Annotated in this window: 10 protein-coding genes; 7 read left to right on the top strand and 3 right to left on the bottom strand. The window is 45.8% G+C overall.

All coding sequences use genetic code 11. From position 1 onward, the window contains the following. Positions 1 to 101 precede the first annotated feature (101 nt). The 6 genes from ACJJID_RS09630 to ACJJID_RS09655 all read left to right on the top strand — a co-directional run bounded on the left by ACJJID_RS09630 (position 102) and on the right by ACJJID_RS09655 (position 8,476). Entirely contained in the window at positions 102 to 1,574 is a 1,473-nt protein-coding gene (locus ACJJID_RS09630; protein WP_444922538.1) for a transglycosylase SLT domain-containing protein, read from the top strand. Between the two features lie 21 nt (positions 1,575 to 1,595). Continuing rightward, complete coding sequence (locus ACJJID_RS09635) at positions 1,596 to 2,012, top strand: DUF805 domain-containing protein (protein WP_444922539.1); 417 nt, start codon at positions 1,596 to 1,598, stop codon at positions 2,010 to 2,012. A gap of 2,075 nt (positions 2,013 to 4,087) precedes the next feature. Next, positions 4,088 to 4,489, top strand: a complete 402-nt coding sequence (locus tag ACJJID_RS09640; protein ID WP_444922540.1) for a hypothetical protein — start codon at positions 4,088 to 4,090, stop codon at positions 4,487 to 4,489. Between the two features lie 303 nt (positions 4,490 to 4,792). Beyond that, a complete protein-coding gene (locus ACJJID_RS09645; protein ID WP_444922541.1) occupies positions 4,793 to 5,956 on the top strand; it encodes a PQQ-dependent sugar dehydrogenase in 1,164 nt (387 codons plus the stop codon). A 110-nt stretch (positions 5,957 to 6,066) separates the two neighbouring features. Next, positions 6,067 to 7,719: an amidohydrolase gene (locus tag ACJJID_RS09650; RefSeq protein WP_444922542.1), complete on the top strand. Its 1,653-nt coding sequence runs from the start codon at positions 6,067 to 6,069 to the stop codon at positions 7,717 to 7,719. 199 nt (positions 7,720 to 7,918) lie between these two features. Then, complete coding sequence (locus ACJJID_RS09655) at positions 7,919 to 8,476, top strand: NADAR family protein (RefSeq protein ID WP_444922543.1); 558 nt, start codon at positions 7,919 to 7,921, stop codon at positions 8,474 to 8,476. A 160-nt stretch (positions 8,477 to 8,636) separates the two neighbouring features. On the opposite strand, the gene ACJJID_RS09660 is transcribed toward ACJJID_RS09655, so the two are convergent. From ACJJID_RS09660 to ACJJID_RS09670, 3 genes are all read right to left on the bottom strand, one after another. Beyond that, positions 8,637 to 10,859 carry a pre-peptidase C-terminal domain-containing protein gene (locus ACJJID_RS09660; RefSeq protein ID WP_444922544.1) on the bottom strand — a complete coding sequence of 741 codons (2,223 nt, stop codon included), beginning with the start codon at positions 10,857 to 10,859 and terminating at the stop codon, positions 8,637 to 8,639. 803 nt (positions 10,860 to 11,662) lie between these two features. Further along, positions 11,663 to 13,573: a sulfotransferase gene (locus ACJJID_RS09665; protein WP_444922545.1), complete on the bottom strand. Its 1,911-nt coding sequence runs from the start codon at positions 13,571 to 13,573 to the stop codon at positions 11,663 to 11,665. 340 nt (positions 13,574 to 13,913) lie between these two features. Continuing rightward, positions 13,914 to 16,316: a TonB-dependent receptor gene (locus tag ACJJID_RS09670; protein ID WP_444922546.1), complete on the bottom strand. Its 2,403-nt coding sequence runs from the start codon at positions 16,314 to 16,316 to the stop codon at positions 13,914 to 13,916. 1,012 nt (positions 16,317 to 17,328) lie between these two features. On the opposite strand from ACJJID_RS09670, the gene ACJJID_RS09675 reads away from it, so the two are divergent. After that, positions 17,329 to 19,032: an HAD-IIIC family phosphatase gene (locus ACJJID_RS09675; RefSeq protein WP_444922547.1), complete on the top strand. Its 1,704-nt coding sequence runs from the start codon at positions 17,329 to 17,331 to the stop codon at positions 19,030 to 19,032. The last annotated feature ends 54 nt before the right edge of the window (positions 19,033 to 19,086 follow it).

Here is a 19,086-nt window from a genome sequence, read left to right on the forward strand (position 1 = left end):
TAAACAGCGATTTAAAACCAGTTAATCAGGAATTATTTCCTCATTTTGACTTAGAGAGACATCAATAGGCTTCATGATTAACATTCAGTCAAGGAGCAATCATGAACCGATCGAGCAATAGCTGGTTTTTCACTCTCTCAGTAATAGCCCTTATTGGAACCATTATTTATGCATGCAAGGTTCCCAAAAATCGACTCAAAAGCATTAAGGAAGTGGGGATATTAACTGTAGCCACACGAATGGATGGAGTGGGATGCTTCTATCACCGCGATCAACTGGCAGGATTAGAATGCGATTTACTGCAAGCCTATGCGGAAAATTTGGGGGTAGATGTAGAGTTCAAGAGAGCGGCTTCTATCAACGAAAGTCTGACTATGGCAAGAGAGAAAAAGGCAGATATAGCAGCTTCAGACCTAACATATACTAACAGACGATGGGAACAAGTCACTTTTAGCCATGCACTGTTTGAAACAAGGGAAGTATTGGTACAACGAAAAGAAAATGCTTTAACACAGTTCAAGGAACTAAAAGGAAAAACTCTAACCATCCACCTAGATAGCGCCTATATTGAAGAAGTTAAAGACAAAGCTTTATTACAAAAAATCCCCTTGAGATTCCCCAGCCACCCAGAGAATACGGCAGCCATAAGCATTGATGCCGCAGATAATAAAGTATCGGTTCTTGAGTTGATTGATTCTGTGAGCATGGGGGAAATAGATTTTACTATCGCCGACGAACATATTGTTAATGGAAGTAATGGTTACAACGATAACCTAGATACCTCGCTAGTGTTTGGGGAAAACCGCTGGGTAGCCTTTGCACTAACCAAGGATCACGATACCTCCCTTGTTAACAATCTCAATCAATGGCTGGAAAGTGAAGAAGCCCAAACGATAGTCAGAGCATACCTGAGCCTGTTAAAAACACAGGGGGTAGATAACGTACGAGGCTATGCCCTCCCCAAAGGTACACTGAGCCCCTGGGACAGGCTCTTCAAGCGCTATGCTAGCGAACCGTTCGATTGGGTCTGGCTTGCCGCGCAAACCTCGACAGAATCTAACTTTAGACCCAATGCCGTATCCCTTGCGGGAGCGCAAGGTCTAATGCAATTAATGCCGGAAACCGCCAAGGAAGTGGGAGTAAAGGATAGCTTTAACCCAACACAAAATATCCGGGGTGGCTCCAAATACAACCAGAAGCAATATCGACGCTGGAAAAATTTACCCAAACGAGAGGCCATGGCTTTTACCTTTGCCTCCTATAACGCTGGTGCCGGACATGTACTGGACGCCCGCCGGTTAGCACTACAAGATGGAGCGAATCCCGACCAATGGTTTTCAACCTCCATCAGTAAAGGCGTTGAAGATTATATTGTTCTTCTACAAAAAGCGGAGTACTACAACAGTCCAATGGCTAAATATGGTTATTGCCGTGGCACAGAAACCCGTCAGTATGTGCGAAAGATATTTCAACAGGAAGCCAGTTATCGATCTCAGCTTAAGGACCTTTTGAAAAATAAGGAATTAATTCCTGATGGGCATGAACAATTCTCAGATACACCATATAAACTCTGACAATCTGATGAGGAAAGGCTCATGAGGAAACAAAACTACCTGGATTTTTATTTTGATTTGGATGGGATCGTTACACGACGACAGTTCTGGCTGCTTTTTGTAATACCAGTGCTTTGTGTCCAGTTTATTACCGGTCTAATTCTAGAGTATAGCAACTTTAATTTCAGCGATGGCATTTGGAAAACTGCAGAAATATTTATGGCGGTCATCAGTGTGCCTGTACAGTTAAGCTTAATTTGGGCTTCTGTGACCGTATGCAGTAAACGTCTCCGAAGCTCTGGATTACCCCGCCGTATGTTGATCGTTGCCCTGCCAGGCATTGGGGCAATATGGGTTTGTGCAGAGCTGTTTTTTGCTCCCAATGCAGCTAAACGCTCAGATAAAGATAAACTGCTGGAGCCAGAGGATACCTTATATAGACGACCCGATGTACAATAGAGTAAGTATTGCCCTACCGGCGACTAAAGGTCAGCAATCAACATATCACCCGCATAGCGGGTGGTATGTTGGAAGTTCCCAGAGGGGCTGTTACACACACTCTCAGATGTATCTTCTCCTAACGAGGATCTTCAACTACTTGATGATTGATACATTCTCGAATCATTGTTCGTTGAGCGCTGCTTTACTTACCCGGTAGTCACTGGGTCCGTGCTGTAAAATTTCTCTGTCCATGCTTGCACTTCTGGAATATCCAGATCAAAAATTTCCCTTTCAAAAACCTAATTGTGTTGAAAACACTGCATTTAGAAAATTCAATAGCAATATACGGGTGCGTCTACGCATCGCACCCCCTCAATCAACTAATAACCGTTTTACGACATGAGTCTCAAAATATAACTCCATACCCCCCATCTCAATCTACCAATCTCGCAAGTAGCGTTCTAACCAGTTCATAAAGACTATATTTTCACTCTATACATCGAAGCGACGAAGTCCTGTAAAATTTTACTACAAGAGGTGGCAACCTTCCCACATATTAATTAATCAAATAAATTTAGCGCAAATTTTTCTCAACCCACATATAAACCACGCCTCCCACCAATAACACACATAAAAAGAGGCTTTTATTTTTAATAAAAATTTTAACTCTCACCCTTAAAAAATGCAGTCACCAAATCCCAAGGGGAAATGACCACCCATTTTTTTAACACACAGTCACCACCCCCTCCCTTAGAAGGCAAACATCTACACCAAACCAAATAACCACAAGTTAACCACTTAAAAATTCACCCAGGAAGATTTTCTCTATATATACAAACAGATATCAAATGAAAAATACAACCTCAACTACCTACCAAGGAATAAAAAAATACCGATCCTTATCTCTAACTCAAACAACGATATAGCGGAACTCGAAAGAGGCGACATGGTTTTTAAAAACTGCGCATCCAAACTGGAAATTGGAAATATAATCCAAATAGGCCAAGCCATTACGGCCAGTGTAAAATTTTGGTCCGATACAAAAATTGTTGACTGAGAATAGGAACATGCTGCCATTTGCATTGATGATGAGGGCTATCCAATTGAAGCCATTGGTGAGGGAATCTCATTATCACCTATGAAAAAACGCTGATTAAATAGTGTTTAAGTGCAAAAATGAAGACGTTATCAACCATGCAGTCAGCTTTGCCAATACTATATTCGAAACAAAACTTGAAGCTAAAAATGAATAAAGAAACGCATTGAAGTATGATTTAATCGCGGCAGTTAAATCTGCACTCAACCCTAACAGAGACTCTCCTACCACCTCCACCATCGATGATAGAATTGCTACAACTTTTCCTAGAATGGGAGAAATCCAGGCCTATTTTACTCACAATTTGCTGCCCTTTGTTACAGCGTAGGAGCACAGCAATCAGGGCAAGCCCCAGCAGAATATGTCGAACGCCATGACCACGCCCTAATCCAAAGTCAGCTTGCATCTCAGTTAAGAAAAAATAAAAACTGGGCCTGCAAAAGAATTATCATGAGAGGCGAACATATTCTATTCGATGAATAATTACATCTAAGCCACCTACCATTGCGGCTCTTTCATCAGGATCGTGCTTACTAACGACCTCCCACCAATTAAAATTCCCGAAAGAAAACTATTAATAAAGACTCAAACGTATCAATCATTAATCTTGATCGACATACATCACCGATTAACCTATAAAATCAACCAAATTAATAAACAGTGTTACACACATGAATAATATTTCCCATACCCCCTAGCGAACCCCTACTGGAGGCAGTCCTTAAAAAATACTATTACACAGCCAATCACCTACCAGCCATCAAAAAATCATCTGCAGGATTTACTCCTTAACTTTTCAGGATTTTTATAGGAGTATGCTACCAAGCGTTACCTTCTAGTGTGTCAACACCTCCCCACACAGCGAAAAATTCGCTAACCCCATCACAAAAAAGATCACAAACCCATAGCTTAACGCACTGGGAAACGTTTCACTCTACGCCAAATGATATCGTTAATCGTACTCTCGCTGCATGCTTTATCTTACAGGGACGATGATATGCAGCAAGGTAACAAAAATCGCAATCACAATGTTGAGATTGATCATAAGAAACTACCGGATCTGATGCAGGAACTTATCGAGCTGATTGGTTACGCTGATATGTATATTCTGGTTACATCTTTTGGGGGGCAGGATGTTTACATCCCTAAATATCCAGCTAGGAGCAAGCTGGTTGATATACTGCCCATCCAATCACTGCAAACCCTTAGTAACTCTTATGGCGGCACCTATCTAACCCTGCCTACTTCACGACAAATTGATATTCAGGCTCGCAATCGTGAGATCTTATGCGCTCTGTATAATGGCGAATCTCGATCCGCAGTTGCCAAAAGGTTCGGAATTGGAGTAAGACAGGTGGCGAATATAAAAGCAACCGCAAAACTCAATAGCTGCCTCTAAAACCAGAGTATTAAAATAGTTTTACTTGAAACCTAAAATATAGAGAGTCGATCAACTCGTAATTTCTATCTCAGCAATTAATGCCCCTAACGGGCTGTGAGGGCTTATTAGCCTACTTAAAACCTAACTAATTTATTAGCCGACTTGATTATCAAACCTATCAAGATGGCTCAGACACCACTAAGAAAGAGACTCTGTATAAAACGTGGAGAGTGCCTATTGCACTTGGAAAAGCGACGTTGTTGTCAATAACCCTACTGTTATACTGTTAGGCACACCCACCTACCTCAAGGATCACCCAAAGTGAGAAGGATCTCTTTTTATACAATATTATTAGCGTTCATTTGCGCAGTCATCCCTGCTACAAGCCTCGCTGATACTTTTCTATCCCGGGGCGCGATCCCCGTAATCGACAAAATTAAGATTAGTAAGGTCGCAGGCCCTATTCCATACCCATGGGGTATAACCTTGCTCCCTGACGGCTCTCTAATCATCACTCAACGAGATGGTAAGCTACGCACTATAACCAACAATACCCTTTCCGAGGCGATAGATTTTCCAGCGCAGGTTTTCTTTGAGGGACAGGGAGGGCTTCTGGATGTAATTGCCAGCCCGAACTTTAACAGAGACCAGCTACTGTATTTCAGTTACGCTAGTGGCAATACCGAAAGTAACCGCCTAACTATTGGCAGAGGAAAATGGCAAAGTGGCCAGCTGGTTGACTTTCAAGAGATATTCAAGGCAGCTCAAGGTAAAAAGAATAGCGCGCATTTTGGTTCGAGATTTGCCTTTCTCCCTGACGGTACCCTGCTGGCCAGTATTGGGGACGGCGGTAATCCCCCACAGGATTTTCTCGACGTCTTTGCCCGTGAGCAGGGTCAAAATCTACAAACACACTTTGGCTCAATAATCCGTATTAAATCTGATGGTTCAGTACCTGATGACAACCCCTTTGTAAATACCAAAGGCGCTCTCCCAGAGATTTGGAGTTTTGGCCACCGCAATCCTCAGGGGCTTGCTATCGATCCTGAAAGCCAGGTTATCTGGTCCTCAGAGCATGGTCCTGCAGCTGGAGACGAATTAAACCAAGTCCAAAAAGGGGCTAACTACGGCTGGCCCAGAGTAACCTTTGGTAGGGATTATCGAGATGGGTCCAACATCTCTTTCAAAATTGCCAGCCCAGAATTTACCTCTCCTTTCCTTGCCTGGATTGATACCCATGCCCCCGGCGGTCTCACAGTTTATACCGGCACAGAATTTCCACAGTGGCGTGGACACCTCCTTTCCGCTGGCTTGGTCACCCAAGACCTGCGGGTAATCAATCCGCAAGGGGATCCGCTGAATGTTGAGAGAAGAATTGTTATCGGTGAGCGGGTTCGCGATGCTGAAATCGGAGCAGATGGCAATCTCTATATCATCACCGATGGACCCCAGGGCCATTTACTTCGTATAGAGCCCGATCAGTAAACAGCCCCCTACTCCTGCACTCATTAAACCAGCAATCTTTTAATCTACTTTTCAGGGGGTATGAAGCCACCATAGAATGGTCGACGACGAGAACAACAAGGCACTCCACCATGCGTCTAGCCCAAGCTCTGGCGGTGACACTACTCACCGCCACTTCTATCAGCTCTCAGGCAGTAACACTCATCCACAACTTCTCAGGCTATCAAACTACGGATAAAGCGCTTATTCAGTTCTCTGCCATGGCCTTCGACCAGGGCAAGGTGCTGGGAACTGGCAATATTGCCGAACTGGATAAAAAGTATCCCGATGCCGAGAGAGTGGATGCCAAAGGCAAGACTCTGCTACCCGGCCTGATTGATGCTCACGGACATATGTTAGGCCTGGGGCAACTCAATGAGTTACTGGATCTGCGCGACCAGTCTCTGGAAGGTTCCCTCGCGGCGATAAAGCGCCATGCTGAGAGGCTGGAACCAGGCCAATGGCTGCTCGGGCGCGGCTGGAACCAGGTTACCTGGCCCGGCAAGCAATTCCCCAGCCGGAAGCAACTGGATGCCCTGGAGATCGATCACCCCATCTGGTTGCGCCGGGTTGACGGCCACGCAGGCTGGGCCAACTCGAAGGCTCTACTTCTTGCCGGTATCGACAAGAGTACCCAGGCCCCCGAGGGCGGTGACATTCTGCGCGATAGCAAGGGCGAGCCTACAGGAATCTTAATTGACAATGCCATGAGCCTGTTACAAAAGGCAGTCCCCTCTCCCACTCTGACCCAAGAGAAAAAATCCCTACAGAATGCCTTTGCTACAACGCTTTCTTTGGGGCTGACCAGTGTGCACGATGCGGGTATCAAGGAGCAAACTCTCAAAGCCTATCGGGAGTTGGCCGAGGAAAATGCCATCCCGATGCGGGTGTACCCGATGCTGTCAGTCGATAGCCACAACTATGCCAAGTTGCTGAAAGCTGGCCATATCGGCAACCCCGAAGCGCGACTCTATATGCGCAGCATTAAATTATCTGCCGATGGCGCCCTGGGTAGCCGTGGCGCGGCGTTGCTGGAACCCTATCACGACCGCCCTCAGGAAAATGGTCTACTGCTCTATCCAGAGAGCAAAATGCTATCTCTACTCAAGCTGGCAACTGATAATAATTTCCAGGTGAACGTACATGCGATTGGCGATAGAGCCAACCATATAGTGCTCGATCATCTTGAAACCTTGAATAAAAAGAAAAGCCAGCAAGAATATCGTCACCGCGTAGAGCATGCGCAGGTCATTGAAGCAAAGGATATCCCTCGCTTTGCCCAACTCCATCTAATAGCCTCCATGCAGCCCACCCACGCCACTAGCGACAAAAATATGGCGGGTGACCGCCTTGGTGATAAACGCCTGATCGGCGCCTACGCCTGGCAAACACTTCTCAACCAGGGCACACCAATAGCCGCCGGCTCCGACTTCCCGGTTGAACCCGCCAATCCCCTGTTTGGCCTTCACGCCGCAGTGACCCGTCGCGATCGCCAGGGCAATCCCAGCAAAGGCTGGCGCACCGAAGAAGCAATGACTTTAGAACAGGCTCTGCGCGCATTTACCCTGGACGCTGCCTACGCCAGCCATCAGGAGAAAGTAATCGGCAATCTACAACCCGGTAAATTTGCCGATTTTATCCTGATTGATAAGAATATTTTTGAAATAGATCCACAAGAGATCTGGCAGGTACAAGTTTTGCAGACTTGGGTTGAGGGAGAAAAGGTTTATCAGCGAAATTTATAATTGGCTTGCCACTATTATCTCTTTATAAATCGCTCGGTGCTTTTTTAAAGCTCTATTAATAAGTATGCAATCTGGGACCCATCAAACCCCAGGTTGCATACAATATTCCAGTAAAAGGTGAGTCACTGTAGTTAACTGGCCAACTCACTGCACTTACAACCTGGTAAGTGAAATCCAAAAGTCAGAAGCTAAAGATAAAATGAATATTAAGTCAAGAGATCAACTAATCGACTTCGTAAACAAAGGAAACAAGGTCAAATACCTCTTCTTTTGGGGGCATCAAGAAAAAGGTAAGCAAGTCTCTAAGAGCTGCTTTAGCCAATGGTACGATTCCAAATTCGAAGAAGAAGGAAATCATTTTATTACAGCCGAACACTACATGATGTATCACAAGGCCAAACTATTTGGGGATAGCAACGCATGTAAGAAAGTTTTGGCTTCATCCAATCCGGGCGAGGCGAAGAGCATAGGTCGGCAGGTTGTTGGTTTTAACCAGAAGATCTGGGAGAAAAAGCGATTCGATATAGTGGTTAATGCCAACCTTGCCAAGTTCTCCCAAAATATTGAACTAAAGGAATTCCTGCTCAATACAGAGAACAGGGTCTTAATAGAGGCCAGCCCTGTCGATAAAATTTGGGGAATTGGCTTGGCGCAAGACAGTCCTAAAGCACAAGATCCGAACACCTGGAAAGGTCTCAACCTTTTAGGTTTTGCCCTTATGGAAGTAAGAGATAAGCTTTGTCTTTCTCTCGCTTAACCGACTTAAGTGTAGTCAGACTTGAGTGTTTGCACGGCAAGTTTTTAATAACTCAAAGTGAACTCAAAGTAAAGCAGCATTCAAAAAAATTGAAAACGGGCAATGGAGTTATTTTAAATTGAAGCACTCCATTACCCATAAACTAACTACCTGCTAGGTGTTAGTAATCAACACTTAACCAGAGATTTTCAAAGTCAGTGTAACCATAAACAGCCACATGCCAGATACCTGCTTGAGGCGCATTCACATCAATAGATTCATGGCTGCTCCAGTTTTCAGAGTAATAATCCGCATTGGTTGCCGAGACTTGTTCGCCATACTTGATATACAAGTCGGCATCACCGAGAGAACCAATAAATGATGGCCCAGTCGCAATGGAAAGCTTAGCTGCGCCCTCTGGGACCTGCACCTTAAAAGTGAGCATCTCACCCGCCTTACCATCCAAATCTGCGATTGTCTCTCCTGTTAATAGGAACTCAGATGTAGACTCCGTGAAAGAGCCCACTAAAGAAACATCTTCAAAATCCGTATAGCCCAACAGCATAACGTGCCATACGCCCGCTTTCGGATTGGCGATTGAGACGACCTCTTCATTACCACCTAAATAGGGACGATAATCATAGACAGATTCTGTTGGTTTCTCTCCAAAGCGCACGTAAAGATCCGCATCGCCAGTGCCGCCAGTCATTACAAACTTTAGATCAGAAGCATTTTCTGGAACGGTCAGGGTAAAATGCAATGCTTCTCCAGTAGCCGCAGCCAATCCGGCAATCTGCTGTTGATTAACAAGCTCATTAGCTGGCTCTCCACCCAAATCCAGAGTCGCAGTCAAATCGACACCTTCAAAAGAACGCTCGACCGGTGATAACAGTACATACCAGCGGCCTTGCTCTGGCGAAGCAATCTGTATATTTTCGATGTTACCGGCATTTTCTGAACTGAAATCAAAATCTGTGGTACTGGGCTGACGGTTGTAAGCGACATAAACATTCATCTCGCCGCCCGTTCCCGACTCTTCTGTTTGAACAGTCAACTTTTGAGCATTTTCAGGGACATCGATATGGAATAGCTTTTCACCTTTAGCCCTTAAATCGACCCTAGGTTTACCCGAAATTAGCGTTCGCTCCGCCTCCTCATCACAAATAAATGTGCCACCACCTTTAACCGGACTGTATTGGATATTGCCACCTTTCATCACACCATTAATTAGGGCGAACATTTCACAGGAGTAAACATCCAATAGATTATTGGTAACATCCACATCTTTCAGGAAGGGCTTATCCAATACCCATTCAAATTTTGCCGCGTCCAAATAGTTGCCCGAAAAATTTAAGGATTCCAAGCGCTTGGGCAGCCCTGGAATTTCCGTCAGGTTTTCATTGACCGCGGTTAGATGTTTTAGATATCGAAATAGATGGATACCCTGCAGCGACTGAATTTCACCATTCCCAGGAGTCTGGATTTTCTCAACTTTTGCAGCCTCTAAACTGCTAATTTCACCGTCTTTATCGCTATCAAAATAAGCGAGCAGATAAGACTTAAATGCCGGATCAGGAATATTGATATTCACTGCGCCGTAGTGGGAAGCCGCCCCCACCTGATCACCAGCTCCGAGGTCGAAACGTTGCCCCACAAGGCCATCATATTGCTCATAGCCTTTCTTTGGGACAATCGTTGCATCCCCATTAACGCTATATGCCCTGGAGGGATAGTGCATCACAGACAGGAAGTCATATTCACTGTAATTGTGTGATTGACGAATATCAAAGTTGTAGATATATGCAGGCTTTATATTTTCTTCAAGGATCATCACATATTGATCCCGATCCGAACGCTGTTGTTCATGCCTCATGCCAATTGCGTGGCCCAGTTCGTGAACAATAATATACTTCTTATCCCAGTTGTTCATACTGAAAAACTGACCACCACCGGACATTCCAACCATAGAGCGGTTTTCGCTGCCATTACGCACATAGATATAATTAGCTTGATCCGTGCGTTGCACAAACTTTAAGTCTGCAACTTCTTCCCAAACCTTGGTCGCTTCTAGGAAGCGTAGGCGGTTTTCTGCCGTTACATCCCCATAGAAATCATAGTAGACAATACCTTCAGGCCATTTATTTGCTGATAGCTCAAAGGCTGACATGATACCAACTTGCTCAGATCCCTGTTGAACCAGCTCCAGCATGTCACCAGTTAACTGATAGAGTTTGCCATCGACCATCATTCTTTTTGCTGTGAATTGCTCTTCCAGTTGCGCAAATTCACTTGCAGTGAAGCTCGGAATACTAGGATTCTCTAGCTGACTTGAAGCCAGGGCCGATTGACTCATCAAGGCCAAACTTGTGGAAACCCCCAGCACTGCACCGGTTAATTTTTTCATTTTCATGTTCCTTCTCTGAAAATTTACGGATTTATAACCTAATCTGGTGTTCAAGGTTTTGAAAGACGACGTACTCACTTGATCTAAATCAAAAAATTCCATGGACCACGTCGACGCCGGCAAGAATACAGACTTTAAGTTTTTGGGTCGATAGAAAATCAAGCAAAGAAGGCTTAAAAATTATCTGTAATAGAAGAATTTTTTTTCATTATGAATTGATTATTACTGGAGTATTTCACTTACAAGAAACGAAACATTCCCGCAAGACAAAACCAGTAATAACAGGGCCATATTTCAGACAATTCAATTTGACTTGAACTCATTCATTCGGAATTAACCTAGACCCCAAAAAGATGGTACGAAAGCAGTTAACTATTCCAAGGCCAAGCTAAACGCCAATACGGAGATTGCTTTTGCAAGAAATTATTTCAAAGTGCATTGACAGATGCTCACAAGCACCATCAAGGAAAATGTTTACATGAAAACCCAAACCCTTGGGAGAGAAATACCATTAAAAAGAAATAATGGCTATAAATAGAGACGAGGATTTCGACAGAATCTCGGGGGATTTTAACGATTACACAACCAGAAATGCAGACAAGTTATGTGAGCCTTAGGATATCCATCCTAAGGGCCTGTCCCCACTTGACTTTCCCACTCGGCCGAAAAAAGCACACCTGATGAAATCAGCTCACCAACAAATTCTGTCGTAAGATAGAAGGAATATGAAAAAGAAATAGCGAAAAGCTGGTCAACCCATCAAGGGCGCTAATAGATGGTACACCGGGAACCCCAGCTCCCACTCACCATTTTCCGTAACGTTCCAGCTCGCCAGATAGAACCTTGCGCAATGGTTCCAAGTCCGCTTCAAAGTGCTTCCACTGCTCAGTGCCACTGCGGTAAATGGGCTGGCGCACCTGCTCAGCGCTTGGAGTACGAACGGCGCGATCCGTACGATGAAACTGCAGGCACTCTTCGGCAAATGGCAGTCCACAAAAATTCAGGAGTCGCCGCACCTGCCCTTCCAGATCTTCAACGACCGATTCATAGTGCACACGAAGCACCTTGCCCGGTAGCACCCTGCCCCAGTGATCCATCAGGCGCACATAATCCCGATAGTGCTCACCCACTTGCTCCAGGCCATAGGTGAACTCCTGCCCTTCCGCAAATAGCTGCTTAAAGCCACTGAAACAACAAGCCATGGGATGGCGACGGGCATCGATTATTTTTGCTTTCGGCAGAATCAACTGAATCAAGCCAATATGACGAAAATTATTCGGCATCTTGTCGATAAACAGTGGGGCTTGGCCGCGATGAATAACGGCCTCTTCCAGATAGCGCTGACCAATCTGCCTCAGCTGAACCGCACTTAATTCATGCAGGACTGCGGGGTAGCGTACCTGCTCGCCAGCTTGACCACGCCCCTTTAGGCGTTGAACTGCAGCCATAATATTGTGCAATTCAAAAGTGCCATCCACTTGGGGATGCGAGGCGAGAATCTGCTCCAGCAGCGTCGATCCTGCTCGGGGCAGTCCCACAATAAAAATGGGGTCAGGAGCATCACAGCCAGAGGAAGCATTCCTGGCAAAAAGCTCGGAGTTGCAGTGAGCAATTTGTAAGTCGGTATCCCTGCGGTTTTGTTCGATGCTGTACTGACACTCCTGTTGCTTGAGTGCATTACCCTGTTCATACCAGTAGAAAGAACCAGAATAATCGGCGCGATCCTCCAGGGCTTTGCCCAATGCAAAACAGAGGTGGTAGCGATCGTCTCGCGCTATATCTGGCAAGCCCTGCAGCTCCCGCATACTGTCGATTTCGGCATCGGTAAAGCGGTAGGTTTTCATATTGGCCAGACTCCAATAGGCATCACCATAGTCCGGCTTGGCCCGATAGGCATCCCGATAGGCCTCGATGGCCTGCCCTGCTTCCCCCACGGTTTTTAAAGTGTGCCCTCGCTGCAAATGCACCCCGTGCAGATCTGGAGCCTCGGCTACCACACGATCATAAATTTCTAAGGCAGTCTTATAATCACCCACCATGGCGCTTTGTGTAGCGAAAAGAATATCGCTCTGGCGACCCCCTTGGCCTGCTCGCAAGTGGCGGGCCTGTTCCAGCGCCGCAGCAAACTTCTGCCGCTTGCGCAGCACACCGATATAGTCGAAGCGCGCCTGGTGAAAATCAGGGTGCAGCTCCAGGCAGCTTTCAAGTAAGAAGTCGGCATCATCTAGCACCCCCAATTCAGCGCCGATCAACGCCAGCAAGCGCATAGCTTCCGGATGGTGCTTGTTTTTCTGTAAAAAACTCCGGCAAAGCTGTTCGGCCTTATGAAGTTTTTTCTCATACATCAGGCTCGCGGCGCTCAGTAGTGTAGGCGGCAGGTTCTGCAATCGTTGGAACTGCTGTAAGGCCTGTAAGGCATCGGCCTCCTTGCCTTGGGCGCGCAAGCCGAGCGCCAACCCTTTCCAGCTGGCATACAGTGCCGGGTTTAACTCCAGGGCGCGCCGGTAAGCGCGTACCTGTTCGGCAAAATTTTCCTGCGCCGAAAAGTTATGGCCGCATTCCTGATACGCTCGAGCATGACTACCATCTCGCTCCAACAATTGCCCAAGGGTCGCCAGGGCGCCGTCAATCTCACCCGAATACCTTAGGCTAACCGCCAGTAGGTAGTAACCCTCAATGTCGTTGGGGTATTGCCCCACCAACTCTTTTGCCATGGACGCCGCGGCAGAGAAACTTTTCTGCTTCAGAGCGTTACGGATTTTTTGACTGAGTTCGGTTTGGCCACTCTGTAACGGAGAAGTTTTGGGTTGCGAAGAATTAGACTGCGATGACAAAAGATTTTTCTCTCTAAGCCGTAAAAATACTAGCCGCTACACTCAGCGTAAGTCCTAAGGCTAAAAGCCTACCACTACTCCGACCACCAACGTAGCTGGGGAACTCAACAGGATTTATGAAATGGCATTGATGCAACTTCACCAATAATTTATCCACGACAGCGGAGCGGAATCTAGCCGCCCCGCTATCGGGCTAATCACTAAAGAGACTTACAATCCCTCAGAAGTCATACGACACGCGCAAACCCACAGTACGCGGGCGATTAGTGGTGATACGTTTGGAATTATCCAGGGTATTGATAAACAATTCCGCGCGCTCATCGGTGAGGTTCTCGACATAGAGCTCTGCACCCCAATGTTCTTCGCGCAGACCCAATGACGCATCTACAGTCGTGTAAGAGTCCTGTTTAAAGCGGTCGTTCGGATCGATCACAATAGAACTCCAGGCTTCATCGCTATAAGAAACGCCCGCCTGCCAGTAAGCACCGAAGCTGGCCAGATCCCACTCGTAACGAGCACGCAAATTCATCTGCAGAGGTGGAGACAGAGCCAGCTCACTGCCTTCCGGAGCCACGTTAACCGCACTGCCTGGCACATCGGTAATTTCGGTATCGTTGTAAGACATGGCGCCGATGAGCTGGAGGTTATCAGTTGGCAGCCAGGTCACATCCATCTCAAGCCCGCGGATTTCCGCATCCAGGGCATTGTCGAGATAGAACAGGAAGTAGACATCGGGATCAAATACCGCAGTTTGAATATCTCTCCACTCTACGAAATAAGCGCTACCGTTAAATTGAAGGCTCTGATCCAAGAGAGTCGTTTTCCAGCCCGCTTCGTAGTTATCTACGGTATCGGTACTGATGGTATAGGGTACTACTGTCGTCTCATTGCCATTGCCGCCGCCACGATTGTAAGCGGGCGGGCGGAAACCCTCCGAGTAGGTTGCATAGAGCATTACATTATCTGTAGGTCTATAGCTGAGGGTGAATTTGGTAATGACATCACTCTCATTCATGGGGACATCAATACCGGTCTCCTGCCACTTGGAGTCCAGGTTATCGCCATACATATCCAGATCAATACCGCCTGCATTGCCAAACGAGGAGTTCGCGGAGCCCAGCAGCTCCACATCGATATCGTAGTGACGCAGACCAACTGTGGCACTGAGCTGGTCGGTGATGTCATAGGTGAGCTCACCGAAGAAGGCTAGCTGCTCTTCCCTGCGGGTAATATCGTTAAAGAAAGCTACACCTTCCGGGCGAGCGTTCGGGTCGATCGCAGTGGATTTCACCGGATCAGTGGAGTCCGGAGACCAACCGCGCGGATAGTTTTGCGGGAAGCCCAATTCCAAAATGGACTGATAATCAAAATTGCCCCGGTCGAGGATTTCGATATCCTCATAAAAAGCACCTACCGTAAGGCGCAGAGCGTATTCCTGCGGCGTAGACAGACGCAGCTCGTGACTGGTGCGGGTATTTTCCATGAAGCCCACATAGCCTTTTGTGGGATCGTAGCAAGTATCCACATAATTACAGGTGTAGTAAGCCGCATAGTTACCCACATCGTTGTAGCCGGTGTAGTCCATAGACTGCTCCACCTCGCGATCAAGGTAGGCACCGGTATACACAATATCCAAAGCCGCCAGGCGCCCTTCAAGAGTCCAACTAGTCAGATCAAAGCTGTCTTCCAGGGTATCGTCGTAGAATCGGTTTACTTCCAGATCGCCAACTTCTTCCGGGTCATGGTCAAACACCCCATCAGCTTCCAGATCTTGATGAGTGTGCTGCACCAGCAGCGACCAGTCATCACTGATCACATAGTTCACCCCTAAGCGAACCCCTTTGTAACTGGAATCGTTAAAGTCTTCCTCTACCAGCGCTTCACTGGAAGCGCTCACAACCGGCAGCCCCTCCCAAGCTGGATTAACTGAGGCATCGGGAGTGTAAGTACCGGCCACATTATCGATATAACCGCCTTCATTGGATTGATAGGCCGCTACGCGCACAGCCAGCTTATCCTCAATCAAAGGCAGGTTGATCATGGTTTCCAAACTATCGGACAGCTCCCCATCCTTAGTGGTCGCCAACCCCGCTTCTATGCTGAGATCGAACTCATCCAGCTGCGGTTTATTGGTGATCAAACGCACGGTACCCGCTTGGGAGCTGGCCCCAAACAGGGTGCCCTGCGGGCCTTTCAAAACTTCAACACGCTCAATATCGGTGACATAGACATCCAAATTCCTGCCACCAATGCTCACCGGCGACTCATCCAGATAGAGCGCAACATTGGGTGCGGTTCCGTTGGCTTGAGACAGCTGGGTGGCAATGGTTTCGGTCGCCATACCGCGAATGTAAATAGAAGATTGCCCAGGCCCACGCCCCCCGGCAGTCACATTGGGCATAAAGCGAATATAGTCATCAAAGTTAGAGACATTCAGGTCCTTCAAGCTTTCTTCGCCCAGAGCCTGCACGGTTACCGGGATATCCTGCGCGCTTTCAGCACGCTTGGTCGCCGTAACAGTTACTTCCTCGATTTGCCTGGACTCAGCAAATACCGGTTGGTGGGCCAATACCGCCGCTCCTGCAGCCAGCACCGCGCTGTGCAGCTTGCTTTTCTCAAACACAGAAATCTCCTTAATTGACTTCGAATTATGCTTACCCAGTGCCCTAAGCAGAGGCTGACAACTCCTTTGGCAACCATACCCATTTGCTTAGTGCTGTAATTATTTTTTCGGAAATATGATCTTTGAAATAAACAGACTCACACTGTTCTAACTATCACAGGAAGGCCCAGATAGAGGAAAATGGGATCATAAGTATAAATTTTGGACGGAATTCTATACAAAACCCTTAGAAATATAAAGTTGGTATGTTTTTTAACCAAAAAAGCCCCGATGGAGAAAATTGGTAACGACTGGCAGCAAATAAATTTTTAGGGGTGTAATATTTTGATATCTAATATTTAAATCACTTAGAGTATCACCCCAATATCAACAGCCGCTTGCGAAAGACCTAGCTGGGTTGGGGTTGGGGCTGGGACTGGGAAACGAGCGAGTGGACAGGACTTGCTACAAGCACGCTTTTAGAACCTGCTCTCATGTGGCCACCTCTACAAGCAGGACAACAAATGGAAAGGGCCCTATAAATAATCAACTGCTATTAACGCCTTGCGAACAATCAGAGCCCAGTAGCTACCAATAGGAAAAGAGTCAATTCCCAGAGGCAAAGCTGCTTATCTTTTTTCTAGATCGGGAGCTACCTTCAAGAAATAACACTTCGATAGGGAGATCACAGCCTAACAAAACACCGTTGATATCGGCCTGGGTCAACGCTTCAAAGATGGTATTTGATCACCCATATTCCATTAACTAGCTTCCAATTTAAGATTACCCTCTAAGCAACCGAGATCACCTGGAACTGATTATGCAGTCGGCTTTTTAGACTTATAAAAAGCAATCTATATAAAATATGCTAAGCTTGATTGCTTATCGAAACTACACATAAAAAGGAGGAAATCGCTTTTAATCGTGAAACTCCACCCCATAATCAGCAACAAGGCAGCGCCCAAAACAATACTTGCCCTATGGCGCTAACCTATTAGTCGACATGCCTACTTTTCTTTGTAGAGCTTGGCACATGAAAAAAATCGAATCCGCCGAAATAAAGAATTTAATTACAGACTTTGATGGGACTCTTTGGCAGGGCTCCGTTGCAGAAAAAGAAATACCTCGCCTTAATTCTGATTACTATCATTATCTTGTCGATCTCTACAGAAAGGGTGTTGTCATCATCGGAATAAGTAAAAACGATAGGAGTGATGTGCAGGCGGCATTTCAAAGACTGAATATCAATAAAGAAATTTTTTTGACCGTTATTGCCAACTGGCAACTTAAAACAGACAATATACACGCGCTATTTCAACAGCTCTCTCTTAAGGCCTCCCATACAGTCTTTATAGATGATAACCCACTGGAAAGAAGTGATGCGCAGGCTATATTTCCAGACCTATATGTGCTGGATTTCAAAAAATGGCATTTACTTCAAGAGAACCCATACCTTAAAAATCCCATCTCCACCGAAAGGAGCATCAAAGACCGATACAAAAAGTATCGTCACGCACTCAATTTTTTTGATGCCAGAGCTCACTTTGATAAATCTGACAAAGACTTTCTATACTCAAGAAATCGCTCAATACAAATTGGCTCCCCAACCAATGAAGAAGAATTTTCCAGAATTGCTGAGCTGTTCTTTAGAACAAATCGATTAAACTTTAACCCACGACAACTATCCTCAATTGAGGAGTCAATCGCTTATATACAAGCAATAGTCGAATCTGGAGGGAGGGTTTATTCTGTTTCTGTTAAAGATGGAGGAGAATCCCTTGGGATACAGGCTGCATTTACAGTAATCACTAATGGGCCAGCATCCATTGTCAACAATGGCACCATTTCTTGCAGTATGATCAGTTTTGGCGATTTTGAAGGAAAGATTCTAAATGAATTGCTAAAAAAGTGGTTCAAATATTCTAAGGAAGTGGAAATTCTAGTAAGGCGCACTAAAACCAACACCAGGATCTTTGAATTACTTAAAAAGTTTCATTTTAAGTTAAAATCCCAGGACAATAAAAATTCCATCTTCTCCTTAGAGAAGGGCCAATTTAAGGAGATCTCTGTCCCTTGGATCAAATCCGATGAAGACACTGAAGTAGACTACGATTATTTTGGCGTTCCAGCTATTAGAAATTATTTCTTAAATCGGGAGTGGAATAAGATACCAGCAAGCTCTCACGTGGTTCTATTGGGCTCAGGGCAAGGCGAAACACTGGGTGTAGCTGTTACCAATAAGCTCTTTAAGCACTTACAGGCCATAAACACAAGGTATGACCTTGTCGATATCGAAGACTATGGATTCAATATCGTCGCCAATGCAGAAAACCTAAAAGATATTTATGAAGCGGAATCCGTTGATTATATTATCTGCGCCGAGCTTCTTGAGCATACTGAGCATTATTGGAGAGTGATTAACGAACTATTGCGAATTCTCAAGGTTTCAGGTCGGGCGTTTGTCAGTGTGCCCTTTAACTTTCCAGCACATGAATATCCAATTGACAAGTGGCGATTATCATTCGAATACCTTAAGGAAACTTTTGGAGTCTGCTGCAAAATTGAAAACTACCATCTTGAGGGCGACCCAAACAACCCACGCCATATCCTATTAAGCCTCACCAAAACAAGCGCTTTTCTTCAACACATAGAACCTAAGCAGGGATATATAGACCCCCATACTGGATTAACTTATATTTTTAGCGATCATGAAAAAATTAAAAATTTAAGTCATTAGTAAAAATGCTGCAGCAGCACTTATAAACCGCCTTATCCCCCCTACTCTCCTTCA

It is taken from the genome of Microbulbifer sp. CnH-101-G (assembly GCF_052466775.1).

What these genes read in the sequence shown, in the direction of transcription:
- ACJJID_RS09630 (WP_444922538.1), top strand. Translation starts at nt 102, where the DNA reads ATGAACCGATCGAGCAATAGCTGGTTTTTCACTCTCTCAGTAATAGCC.
- ACJJID_RS09635 (WP_444922539.1), top strand. Translation starts at nt 1,596, where the DNA reads ATGAGGAAACAAAACTACCTGGATTTTTATTTTGATTTGGATGGGATC.
- ACJJID_RS09640 (WP_444922540.1), top strand. Translation starts at nt 4,088, where the DNA reads ATGCAGCAAGGTAACAAAAATCGCAATCACAATGTTGAGATTGATCAT.
- ACJJID_RS09650 (WP_444922542.1), top strand. Translation starts at nt 6,067, where the DNA reads ATGCGTCTAGCCCAAGCTCTGGCGGTGACACTACTCACCGCCACTTCT.
- ACJJID_RS09655 (WP_444922543.1), top strand. Translation starts at nt 7,919, where the DNA reads ATGAATATTAAGTCAAGAGATCAACTAATCGACTTCGTAAACAAAGGA.
- ACJJID_RS09660 (WP_444922544.1), bottom strand. Translation starts at nt 10,859, where the DNA reads ATGAAAAAATTAACCGGTGCAGTGCTGGGGGTTTCCACAAGTTTGGCC.
- ACJJID_RS09665 (WP_444922545.1), bottom strand. Translation starts at nt 13,573, where the DNA reads ATGGCAAAAGAGTTGGTGGGGCAATACCCCAACGACATTGAGGGTTAC.
- ACJJID_RS09675 (WP_444922547.1), top strand. Translation starts at nt 17,329, where the DNA reads ATGAAAAAAATCGAATCCGCCGAAATAAAGAATTTAATTACAGACTTT.